The sequence below is a fragment of the Salipiger bermudensis HTCC2601 genome (genome assembly GCF_000153725.1).
GTDB lineage: Bacteria > Pseudomonadota > Alphaproteobacteria > Rhodobacterales > Rhodobacteraceae > Salipiger > Salipiger bermudensis.
Genome location: NZ_DS022276.1, coordinates 1,208,837 through 1,220,097 on the forward strand (window position 1 = coordinate 1,208,837; position 11,261 = coordinate 1,220,097).

Below are 11,261 nucleotides of genomic sequence, written 5' to 3' on the forward strand. Positions count from 1 at the left end.
CTTAAATCTTCACCGAAAACCAAGGGACCCTGATGAGGAACCAGACGCTTTCAGGCTAGAATCGGCGCATTTTAGCGTCGAACCAAGACATTCTCGTCGTGTAAGACCGGCATCCGGACAACCCGGGTCGCCTGAGGTCGAAGCCAATTCTCTTGATCATAAATATTTTCCATTTCAATAATAATGCAGAATCCGACCTACCCAGCCGTATGGCAGGGCCCCGGCGAGACCCACACGGAGAGCCTCATGACCGCCCCCTTCAAAGCCGCCACGATCCAGTTCGAACCGACCATGTTCGAGAAGGAGCGCAACATCGCCACCCTGCTCGATATGTGCGAGGAGGCCGCCTCCGACGGCGCCAAGCTGATCGTGACACCGGAGATGGGGACCACCGGCTATTGCTGGTACGACCGAGCCGAGGTGGCCTCGGAGGTCGAGCCGATCCCCGGCCCGACCACTGCGCGCTTCCAGAAGATCGCCGCCGCGCATGACTGCTACATCGTCGTGGGCCTGCCCGAGATCGACCCGGTGACCGAGCTCTACTACAACAGCGCCGCTCTGATCGGCCCCGAGGGTGTGGTCGGCAAGCATCGCAAGTCGCACCCCTATATCGCCGAGCCCAAGTGGGCCGCCTCGGGCGACGTGGCGCACGAGGTCTTCGACACCAAGATCGGTCGCATCGCGATCCTGATCTGCATGGATCTGCATTTCTTCGAAACCGTGCGGCTTGAGACCCTCGCCGGGGCCGACGTGATCTGCCACATCTCGAACTGGCTGGCCGAGCGCACCCCGGCCCCCTACTGGATCACCCGCGCCTTCGAGAACGCCTGTTACGTCATCGAATCGAACCGCTGGGGACTCGAGCGCACCGTGCAGTTCTCGGGCGGAAGCTGCATCATCGGCCCCGACGGTCAGATCGAGGCGCAGATCGACGGCGGCAATGGCATCGTCACCGGCACCATCGACCCTGCGCGCGCCCGCGAGCGCCTCGTGCTCGGCGAGCCGGTCTTCGACATGCGCCGGCCGGATCTCTACAAGACCCTGATGACCAACAGCTTCACGTGGAACCCGCTGGATTTCCACCGGCTCTACGGATACCAGCCGCTGCCCGAGGGCGGCCCTTCGATGCTTGCGGTCGCACAGTTTTCACCGGGCCCCGACAGCGCCGAAAACCTCGCCAAGATCGCCGACTTCGCCGCCGAGGCGAAGGCCGCCGGCGCCGCGCTTCTGGTTCTCCCCGAGTTGGCGCTCACCGGCACCGATGATCCATCCGCGCGGGCCGAGCCCATCACCGGCGAGACCGTGGCGGCGTTCACACGCATCGCCATGCGCCAGCGCCTGCACATGGTGGCGGGCTTTGCCGAGCGCGACGGAGAGCACCTCTACAACACCGTCGTGCTGAGCGGCCCCGAGGGCCGCGTCGGAAGCTATCGCAAGATCCATCTCGGGCAGGCGGATCGCGGCTGGGCCAGCGCCGGCAGTGACTGGGCGGTGTTCGACCTGCCCTTCGGACGGTTGGGCCTGCTCACCGGTCACGATGCGCTGCTGCCCGAGGCGGCGCGCGTGCTGGCGCTCGAGGGCTGCGACGCGGTGGCCTGCCCGGCCGCGCTGCCGCCGGGTTTCACCGGCGCGCATAAGGGCACCAGCGTTCCGCACAACGCGCCCATCCCGAAAGGCGCCGATCCCTATCACTGGCACGCCTTCCGCGCCCGCAGCGGCGAGAACAACCTGCATCTCGTCTTCGCCAACGGTTGCGATCCCGAGGCGGGCAACGCCGGCCACAGCGGCATCTTCGGCACCGACACCTTCGCCTTCCCGCGCGACGAGAGCGCCATTCTCGACGACGAGGGCATGGCGCTTCTGGCCATCGACACCGGCAATCTCGACACGCCCTACCCGACCAGCACGGTGCGGCGGAAGGACCTGATCACAATGCGCCTGCCGCATCACTACGGTCCGCTGGTGATCGAAGGCAGTCAGCTCGCGGTGGATTGACCCTTGCCGGTCGGGCGTGGAACATCGCGCCCGACCGACCACGGGAACGTGCATGCCTTTCCGGATCGCCACCACCGCCCATCCGAAGAGGCCACGCCCATGACCACTCCGCTCCCCGCCACGCTCACCGATGCTGCCGCCACCGATCTCGCGGCGGCGCTTCGCAACAAGCAGATCTCGGCCCGCGACTTGATGCAGGCGGTGCTCGACCGCATCGACGCCACCAACCCCGCAATCAACGCCATCGTCACCCTGCGCGCCCGCGACACGCTGATCGCCGAGGCCGAGGCGATGGACGCCGCGCCACATCCCGGCCCGCTCGCCGGTCTGCCGATCGCGGTGAAGGATCTCGTGGCGACGAAAGGCATGCGCACCACCTATGGCTCGCCGGTTTTTTCAGATCATGTGCCCGCTGCGGACGATCTTGTCGCCGCACGGCTGCGCGCCGCCGGGGCCATCCTGATCGGCAAGACCAACACGCCGGAATGGGGCCACGGCTCGCACAGCTTCAACCCGATCTTCGGCGCCACCCGCAATCCCTATGACACCACGCGCACCGCCGGCGGCTCCTCGGGCGGCGCTGCGGCGGCGCTGGCGGCGCGGATGCTGCCGCTGGCCGACGGCTCGGACATGATGGGATCGCTGCGCAATCCCGCCGCATTCTGCAACGTCTACGGATTTCGCCCGAGCTGGGGCTTGGTGCCTCCGGACGCGGGCGGTGACACCTTCCTGTCGACACTGGCCACCGAAGGTCCGATGGCGCGCAGCCCGCGCGACGTGGCCCTCCTGCTTTCGGCCCTCGCAGGCCCGAACCCCGAGGTGCCGTTCGGGCGCGCCTCGGAAGACTTCACCGCCCGCTTCGGCGCGGGGCTGAAAGGCAAGCGCATCGGCTGGCTCGCCGACTGGGGCGGCGCCTATGCCACCGAGCCCGGCATCCTCGAGACCGTGGAGGCGTCGCTGAAGGTCTTCGAAGCGCTCGGTGCCATCGTCGAGCCGGTCCAGGCCCCCTACCCGGCCGAAGAGCTCTGGTCGTCGTGGATCACCCTGCGCGCGGCGCTCAATGCAGGCGCCAAGCGCGATCTCGCCGCCGATCCGGCCAAGCGCGCGCTCACCAAGCCCGAGTCGCTGTGGGAGATCGAACAGGGTCAGGGGCTGAGCGCCGAGGCCGTCTACGAGGCCAGCAAGACACGCTCGCTCTGGTATCGCCGCGCCGCGCGGCTGTTCGAAACCTACGACGCGCTCGCCCTGCCCAGCGCGCAGGTCTGGCCCTTCCCGGCGGACTGGCGCTGGCCCGAGGAGATCGCGGACCGCAAGATGGACACCTATCACCGCTGGATGGAGATCGTGGTGCCGGTGAGCCTTGCCGGGCTGCCCTGCCTCGGAATGCCCGCCGGGTTCTCGCAATCGGGCCTGCCGATGGGGATGCAGCTCTTCGGCCCTACCGGCAGCGATGCCGCGCTGCTGGCGATGGGCGACGCCTACCATCAGGCGACCGACTGGCCGAACGCCTGCCCGCCCGCGCTCTGAGGTCTCGCGCGCCTCATCTGCGGCCACACCACACGAAAAAGGCCCGCCGGATGGCGGGCCTTTTGCATGTTTCACCTGATCAGAGGATCAGTGCACAACGGCGTCGTCCGGACGCGGCCGGTTCGAGGCCCCGACGCGCTCGCCGATCAGCAGACCGTCGCTGCCGGCCGTCACTGGCACGAGATCGCCGTCGTGGATCTCGCCACCGAGGATCAGCTCGGCCAGCGGATCCTGCAGCGCGCGCTGGATCACCCGCTTGAGCGGGCGCGCCCCGAAGACCGGATCATAGCCTTCCTCGGCCATCCACTTCTTGGCGCCCTCGTCGAGCTGCAGCGTGATCTTGCGGCTGGCCAGCCGCTTGAGCAGCCGCGCCATCTGGATATCCACGATGCCGTCCATGTCCTCGCGCTTGAGCCGGTCGAAGATGATCGTCTCGTCGAGCCGGTTGAGGAACTCGGGGCGGAAATGCGCCCGCACCGCGTCCATCACGTCGCGCTTGGCTTGGGCGCTGTCGGCCCCCTCGGGCAGTTGCGACAGCGCCTGCGAGCCGAGGTTCGAGGTCAGCACGATCAGCGTCTGCTTGAAGTCCACGGTGCGGCCCTGGCCATCGGTCAGCACGCCGTCGTCAAGCACCTGCAGCAGCACGTTGAACACGTCCGGATGCGCCTTCTCGACCTCGTCGAACAGCACCACCTGATAGGGGCGCCGGCGCACGGCCTCGGTCAGCACACCACCCTCGTCATAGCCGACATAGCCCGGAGGCGCACCGATCAGACGGGCCACGGAGTGCTTCTCCATGAACTCCGACATGTCGATCCGCACCATGGCGTTGTCGTCGTCGAACAGGAACTCGGCCACCGCCTTGGTGAGCTCGGTCTTGCCGACGCCGGTCGGCCCGAGGAACAGGAACGAGCCAAGCGGACGGTTCTCGTCGTTGAGGCCGGCCCGGGCCCGACGCACCGCGTTCGCCACCGCGCGCACCGCCTGGTTCTGGCCGACGACCCGGTTGTGCAGGCCATCTTCCATGCGCAGCAGCTTCTCGCGCTCGCCCTCGAGCATCTTCGAGGTCGGGATGCCGGTCCAGCGCTCCACCACCTCGGCGATCTGCTCGGGGCGCACGGCCTCTTCGACCATGATGTCGCCCTCGGCCTCCTCGGCCTCGGAGAGCTTCTTCTCCAGCTCCGGGATGCGGCCATATTGCAGCTCGCCGGCCTTGGCGAAGTTGCCCTCGCGCTTGGCGATCTCGAGATCGGCGCGCATCCGGTCGAGCTGCTCCTTGACGTCGCGGGCCGAGGCCAGCTTGTCCCGCTCGGCCTGCCACTGCGCGGTCATCTCGGCGGAGCGCTCTTCGTGGTCGGCCAGCTCGCGTTCGAGCGTCTCGAGCCGGTCCTTGGAGGCGGCATCGTCCTCGAGCTTGAGCGCCTCGACCTCGATCTGCATCTGCAGGATCACGCGGTCGAGCTGGTCGAGCTCCTCGGGCTTGCTGTCCACTTCCATGCGCAGCCGCGAGGCGGCCTCGTCCATCAGGTCGATGGCCTTGTCCGGCAGGAAGCGGTCGGTGATGTAGCGATGCGACAGCGTCGCCGCCGCCACCAGCGCCGAGTCCGAGATCCGCACGCCGTGGTGCAGCTCGTACTTCTCCTTGATGCCGCGCAGGATCGAGATCGTGTCCTCGACGGTCGGCTCCTGCACCAGCACCGGCTGGAAACGCCGGGCCAGCGCCGGATCCTTCTCGACATGCTTGCGGTACTCGTCGAGCGTGGTCGCGCCGACGCAGTGCAGCTCGCCGCGCGCCAGCGCCGGCTTGAGCAGGTTCGAGGCGTCCATCGCGCCATCGGCCTTGCCCGCGCCCACCAGCGTGTGCATCTCGTCGATGAACAGGATGATCTCGCCTGCGGCGCTCTCGATCTCCTTCAGGATGGCCTTCAGACGCTCCTCGAACTCGCCTCGATACTTGGCACCGGCAATGAGCGCGCCCATGTCGAGCGCCATCAGCCGCTTGTTGCGCAGGCTCTCGGGCACGTCGCCATTGATGATGCGCAGCGCGAGACCCTCGGCGATGGCGGTCTTGCCGACGCCGGGTTCCCCGATCAGCACCGGGTTGTTCTTGGTACGGCGCGACAGCACCTGCATCGAGCGGCGGATCTCGTCATCGCGGCCGATGATCGGGTCGATCTTGCCCTGCTCGGCGGCCTCGGTGAGATCGCGGGCGTATTTCTTCAGCGCGTCATAGCCCTCTTCGGCATTGGCGCTGTCAGCGGTGCGGCCCTTGCGGATGTCGTTGATCGCCTCGTTGAGTTTCTGCGGCGTCACGCCGCCGGCCTCCAGCGCCTCCTTGGCACCGGATTTCTCGATGCCCAGTGCCATCAGGATGCGCTCGACCGGCACGAAGCTGTCGCCGGCCTTCTTGGCGATCTTCTCGGCCTCGTCGAGCACCTTGCCGGTGGCCGGGTCGAGATAGACCTGGCCGGCATCGCCGCCGACCTTCGGGATCTTCGACAGTTTCTGCTCGAGCGTTTCGACCACACGGGCCGGCTGGCCGCCGGCGCGGGTGATCAGGTTGGACGCGAGCCCCTGCTCGTCATCCATCAGCGCTTTCAGCAGATGTTCTGGCGCGAGCCGCTGGTGGCTTTCGCGCATTGCGATGGTCTGTGCGGCCTGAATGAACCCACGCGACCGCTCCGTGAACTTCTCCAAGTTCATGGTGTCTCTCCTTCCAATAAGCGCCCGTTGGGAATTCGCCGCGCCCGACTGGGCGGCACGCGGCAGGATCGGGCCTCGCTAAGAAAATGGTCGCACAGAGCAGAGGCTTCAAGATCCGTGATCACAAAAATGAGCGTGCAACGGAATCGTCATCTTTTGCTGCGAGGAGTCTCCGAAGCTGGAGGCTGAACCATGCATATCAAGAAAATCGCGTTCGACGGGTTCGACACACAAGAGCCCGGCGGACTGACACGGGGAAGCGTGTCGCTGATCGCGGCGAATGGAAGGATCGAGGTGGCGCTTGTCGCGCCGCCGCGGGTCTCTCCGTGGAAACGCGCCTTCGAGCGGCAGCTGTTGCGCCGCGCCCTCGCGGTGGTGCTGCGGCTGCCGGAATACCGCGAGGGGCGCGAGGAGCTGTGGTTCGACGCCGAGACGGTGGCGCGGATGCGGCTCGCCCCCGGCCCCACCGAGCGCGCGACGCGGTTATCTGCGCCCGCCCGCCGAGCGCAGGCTTGACGCAGGCCCGGGCGCACCGCAAGAGGGGCCGACCCTAGAGACGGAGGCCCCCATGTCCGATCCCCGCACCGATGACCGCCTGATCGTCGCGCTCGATGTGCCGAACGCGCTGCAGGCGTTGCAACTGACCGATCGCATCGGCGATGCGGTGTCGTTCTACAAGATCGGCCTCGGCATGCTGACGGGCGGCGGGCTGGCGCTCGCCAACGAGCTCAAGCAGGAACACGGCAAGCGCATCTTCCTCGACATGAAGCTCTTCGACATCGGCCAGACGGTCGAGAACGCGGTGCGCGGGCTGGCCCAGTTCGATCTCGACTTCCTCACCGTGCATGGCGATCCGCACGTGGTGCGCGCCGCCAAGGAGGGCGCCTCGGGCAAGGGCACCAAGATCCTCGCCGTCACCATCCTGACCTCGCTCGATCGCGGCGATCTCGATGACGGCATGATGCGGGCCGGCGACATCGCCGAGATGGTGGTCGAGCGCGCCGCCCGCGCACTCGAGGCCGGGGCCGACGGCGTCATCGCCTCGCCCAACGAGGCCGCCGCGATCCGCGCCCTGCCGCAAGCCGAGGGCCGGCTGATCGTGACGCCGGGCGTGCGCCCCGCAGGCGCCGCCGACGATGACCAGAAGCGCATCGCGACCCCCGCCAACGCGATCTCGGCCGGCGCCGACCACATCGTCGTCGGTCGCCCAGTCTGGCGGGCCGACAGCCCGCGCGACGCGGCGCTGGCGATCCAGAGCGAGCTCGCTGCCCTGTAACGAATGGCAAACGAATGGCGTGCGCCTCTGACGGGGCGCGCCCTTCAATCCTCGTTGATGTCGCGATCCCAGAGCTTGATCTGACCCTTGCGCACGCCCATGACCTGCCGCAGCACCAGCCACGCAATCAGCGAGACCACGGCGAAGATCAGCAGCAGCCAGACCGAGGCAATCGCATAGCCCGCCAGCAGCCAGAGGCCGACCACGGCGGCCCCGATTGCAAAGCCGAGAAAGATGAAGCCCGGCGCCAGCACCTCGAGCACCAGCAACAGCACCGCCGCCGCCATCCAGACCCACCAGAGATAGATCATGCGCGCGTGCCCTTGAGCAGGCCGAAGGCATCGCGGAACACGTCGACCGCATCCGCCGGCAGCACGATGGTCTGCTTGCCCTCGCCCTGCCCCAGCGCGGTCAGCGCCTCGACCTGCTTCAGCGCCACCTGGTACTGCGCCGCCGACAGGCCGTGCTCGGCGATCGCCTGCGCCACCACCTGCGTGGCATAGGCCTCGGCATCGGCGGCGATGCGGCGCGCCTTGGCAACCTGCTCGGCAGCGTAGAGCTCGGCATCCGCCGACAGCTCGACCGCGCGTTTCTTGCCCTCGGCCTCGGTGACCTGTGCCCGGCGCGCGCGCTCGGCATTGAGCTGTTGCAGCATGGCGTCACGGGTGGCCTGGTCGAGATTCACGTCGAGGATCTCGGCCCGGGTCACCTCGATGCCCCAGTTGTCGACCGCGTCCTCGACATTGCCCTTGATGGTCGAGATCAGCGCCGCCCGGTTCGACTGCACCTCGTCGAGCTCCATCTTGCCGATCTCGGCCCGGACGATCCCGGCCACCGTGGTGGCAATGGCGCCATCCACGTCGCGGATGCGGTAAACGGTCTTTTCGGGCTCGAGGATGCGGTAGAACACCGAGGTCTCGACCTCCACAAGAACGTTATCGGCCGTGATGGCATCCTGGCTGGCGTTGGGCAGCTGGCGCTCGAGGATCGACACCTTGTGGCGCACCCGGTCGAGAAACGGCACAATGATGTTGATGCCCGGCCCGAGCACGGCACGCAGGCGCCCGAAGCGCTCAACCACGTGTTTTTCCGACTGCGGCACGATGCGCACGCCCAGCAGGACGCAAAGTATGATGAAGCCCGCGAGCAGCAGCACCACGAGATTGCCGCCGAGCAGGAAATCGAGGAGAAAGTCTTCTACGGTCATGGGTTCCGACCTCACGAAATGCCTGCGCACTATGGCGCGCGGGCCGCCGGGGCGAAAGCCCTTTCGGGAACCGTGCCCCGTGCATCGCGTTTCATTGCCGTAACAGGCAGGAGACACTCCGATGACACAGAGCCAAGCTCAGATCGGCAATCTGACCTATAATGCCGCCGATGAATGCTACGAGGCGCTGGTGACCTTCCACACAGATGAAGGCCGTATCCGCGTCGCATGTACCCATAGCGCCCCGCTCGATGCCGATCCGGTCGACGTGGAACGCGCGCTGATTTCCGACGCGCTGATCGGGCAGGACAGCCCAAACCGCTTGCGCGCCCGGCTCAAGCCGCGCCTCGCGGAGCGCCCACGCCCCGCGCCCGAACCCAAGACCCCGCTGCATGGCGCAGTCGACTGGTTGCGCCGGATCGGTGGACGCGCGGCCTGAGCGGCTCAGCCCCGCTCGGTGAGGTAGGCGTTCAACAACTCCCGGAAGTGTGGAATGCCGTCCTCGCGCGCGACGTATTCTTCGGGCGGCATCATCCACCATTCGTGCCCCTCGTCGCCAAAGCGCACCTCCGAGACCAGCGCGCCCGGCAAATGCGCCACGAAGAACCAGCTTGCCCCATGCTGGCGTGACCAGACGATCTGATCTTCGGTCACGTCCAGCCCGACCTCTTCGAAGGTCTCGCGCAGGGCGCACTCTTCCGGCGTTTCGTCGCCCTCGCGACCACCGCCCGGGAAGTCGAGATAACCCGGCCACGGGATCTCGGGCTTTTCATCGCGCCGGATCACCAGCAGCTCCTCGCCGAGGAACAGCATCAGTTTCGCACCTGCAAAGCTCACGCGATGGCCCCCGCGATGGTTACGTCCTATAGTCCCCAGATAACCACTCGGCTGCGATTGACCACCCATGCCTGCGCTTTGTCGTGACTGTCTCACGGAATTCGAGAGCGGCCCCCGCTGCCCCGCCTGCGGGCGGCCGAGGGTCGTGCGCCATGACGAACTGCGCAGCCTCTCGATCGCGCACATGGATTGCGACGCCTTCTATGCCAGCGTCGAGAAACGCGAAAACCCCGAGCTTGCCGACAAGCCGGTGATCATCGGCGGCGGCAAGCGTGGCGTCGTCTCGACCGCCTGCTACGTCGCCCGCATCCGAGGCGTGCGGTCGGCCATGCCGATGTTCAAGGCGCTCGATCTCTGCCCCGACGCGGTGGTGCTGAAGCCGCGCATGGCTCTTTATGCCGAAGTCTCGCGTCAGATCCGCGGCTTCATGGAAGAGCTGACCCCGGCGATCGAGCCGCTGTCGCTCGACGAGGCGTTTCTCGATCTGACCGGCACCGAGCGCCTGCATGGCGCGCCGCCGGCGGTGATGCTGGCGCGGCTGGTGAAACGGATGAAGGACGAGCTGGGCGTGACCGGCTCTGTCGGGCTGAGCCACAACAAGTTTCTCGCCAAGATCGCCTCGGATCTCGACAAGCCGCATGGTTTCTCGGTGATCGGCAAGGCTGAAACGCAGGCGTTTCTCCGGCCAAGGCCGGTGCGGATGATCTGGGGCGTCGGACAGGCCGGTCAGGACGCGCTGGAGCGCTCGGGCATCCGCACCTTCGAGGACCTGCTGCGCTGGGATCGCGAGGGGCTGATGGTGCGCTTCGGCAGCATGGGCGAGCGGCTCTGGCATCTCGCGCGCGGCGAGGATCATCGCCGCGTCACCCGCAACGCGCCGGTGAAGTCGATCTCGAACGAGACCACGTTTCACGAGAACACCAAGGACCCGGACATTCTCGACGGCCACCTCTGGCGCATGAGCGAGAAGGTCGCCGACCGCGCCAAGGCGAAGGGTCTGGCGGGGCGCGTGGTGGTGCTGAAGGTGAAGCGGGCGGATTTCAAGCTGATCACCCGGCGCCACGCGCTTGGCGATGCCACGCAGATGGCCGACCGCATCTACCGCACTGCGCGCGCCATGTTCGACCAGCTTGGCGCGGGCGTGTCCTATCGCCTGCTCGGCACCGGCATTTCAGAGCTGGTGCCGGCGGAGCAGGCCGACCGGCTGGGCGACCTGCTCGACCCGCAGGCCGAGAAGCGCGCCAGCGCCGAGCGCGCAACGGATGCGATCCGCGCGCGCTTTGGCAACGAGGCGATCGTGAAGGGGCGCTCGCTGCGCTGACGGATCGAACCTCAGGCGCCGCGGCGCATCAGCTCGTCTTCCTCGTCCTGGGCGTCAAAGCCCAGCGCCTCGAGCCCGGCCTCGAGATGGTCGGCCACGTGTGGCGTGCCGATCAGGTAATCGGCGGTCGGTGTGCTGGCCTCGGCCATCGCCGTTCCATAGGCCTCAGCCCATTCATCGGCGTCAAACGCATCGCGACCGATCCACATGATCGCGACCAGCGCGGCCTGTTCTTCCTCGGTCATCTGCTCGATGACGCCGCGCATCTCACCCTCGCCGCGATCCATCTCGCGGGCCAGAAGGATGACATGGGCGACCTTCCTGACACTGATCTCTTCCATTTCCCCGTCTCCTTTCTCTGGCAGACAGACTGGGGCAAAGCCCCGCCCCCGTCC

11 protein-coding genes are annotated in these 11,261 nt (G+C 67.1%); 6 read left to right on the forward strand and 5 right to left on the reverse strand.

What is annotated here, in order from left to right:
* The first annotated feature begins 246 nt into the window (after positions 1–246).
* Both R2601_RS05780 and R2601_RS05785 read left to right on the forward strand, forming a co-directional pair.
* Positions 247–1,995 carry a nitrilase-related carbon-nitrogen hydrolase gene (locus R2601_RS05780; RefSeq protein WP_007794946.1) on the forward strand — a complete coding sequence of 583 codons (1,749 nt, stop codon included), beginning with the start codon at positions 247–249 and terminating at the stop codon, positions 1,993–1,995.
* 99 nt (positions 1,996–2,094) lie between these two features.
* The gene (locus tag R2601_RS05785; RefSeq protein ID WP_007794949.1) at positions 2,095–3,522 is read left to right on the forward strand and encodes an amidase; all 1,428 of its coding nucleotides are present in this window, start codon (positions 2,095–2,097) and stop codon (positions 3,520–3,522) included.
* A gap of 87 nt (positions 3,523–3,609) precedes the next feature.
* Here the strand turns inward: R2601_RS05785 and clpB are convergent, their stop codons facing one another.
* Positions 3,610–6,225, reverse strand: coding sequence for an ATP-dependent chaperone ClpB (gene clpB / locus R2601_RS05790; protein WP_007794953.1), 2,616 nt, complete (start codon positions 6,223–6,225; stop codon positions 3,610–3,612).
* A gap of 192 nt (positions 6,226–6,417) precedes the next feature.
* Here clpB and R2601_RS05795 point away from each other — a divergent pair, with 192 nt between their 5' ends.
* Positions 6,418–6,741: a hypothetical protein gene (locus tag R2601_RS05795; RefSeq protein WP_007794957.1), complete on the forward strand. Its 324-nt coding sequence runs from the start codon at positions 6,418–6,420 to the stop codon at positions 6,739–6,741.
* Positions 6,742–6,793: 52 nt separating this feature from the next.
* A complete protein-coding gene (gene pyrF, locus R2601_RS05800; RefSeq protein ID WP_007794960.1) occupies positions 6,794–7,501 on the forward strand; it encodes an orotidine-5'-phosphate decarboxylase in 708 nt (235 codons plus the stop codon).
* A 44-nt stretch (positions 7,502–7,545) separates the two neighbouring features.
* Here pyrF and R2601_RS05805 read toward each other — a convergent pair whose 3' ends face one another.
* Both R2601_RS05805 and R2601_RS05810 read right to left on the reverse strand, forming a co-directional pair.
* Complete coding sequence (locus tag R2601_RS05805; protein WP_007794963.1) at positions 7,546–7,812, reverse strand: NfeD family protein; 267 nt, start codon at positions 7,810–7,812, stop codon at positions 7,546–7,548.
* Positions 7,809–8,708: an SPFH domain-containing protein gene (locus R2601_RS05810; RefSeq protein ID WP_007794966.1), complete on the reverse strand. Its 900-nt coding sequence runs from the start codon at positions 8,706–8,708 to the stop codon at positions 7,809–7,811. Before R2601_RS05810 ends, R2601_RS05805 begins: the two co-directional genes overlap by 4 nt.
* Before the next feature lie 121 nt (positions 8,709–8,829).
* Here R2601_RS05810 and R2601_RS05815 point away from each other — a divergent pair, with 121 nt between their 5' ends.
* Complete coding sequence (locus R2601_RS05815; RefSeq protein ID WP_007794969.1) at positions 8,830–9,147, forward strand: hypothetical protein; 318 nt, start codon at positions 8,830–8,832, stop codon at positions 9,145–9,147.
* Between the two features lie 5 nt (positions 9,148–9,152).
* Here the strand turns inward: R2601_RS05815 and R2601_RS05820 are convergent, their stop codons facing one another.
* Entirely contained in the window at positions 9,153–9,545 is a 393-nt protein-coding gene (locus R2601_RS05820; protein WP_040544393.1) for an NUDIX hydrolase, read from the reverse strand.
* A gap of 67 nt (positions 9,546–9,612) precedes the next feature.
* On the opposite strand from R2601_RS05820, the gene R2601_RS05825 reads away from it, so the two are divergent.
* Positions 9,613–10,866: a DNA polymerase IV gene (locus R2601_RS05825; RefSeq protein ID WP_040544396.1), complete on the forward strand. Its 1,254-nt coding sequence runs from the start codon at positions 9,613–9,615 to the stop codon at positions 10,864–10,866.
* 11 nt (positions 10,867–10,877) lie between these two features.
* Here R2601_RS05825 and R2601_RS05830 read toward each other — a convergent pair whose 3' ends face one another.
* Positions 10,878–11,207, reverse strand: a complete 330-nt coding sequence (locus R2601_RS05830; protein ID WP_007794976.1) for a DUF3775 domain-containing protein — start codon at positions 11,205–11,207, stop codon at positions 10,878–10,880.
* Positions 11,208–11,261 lie beyond the last annotated feature (54 nt).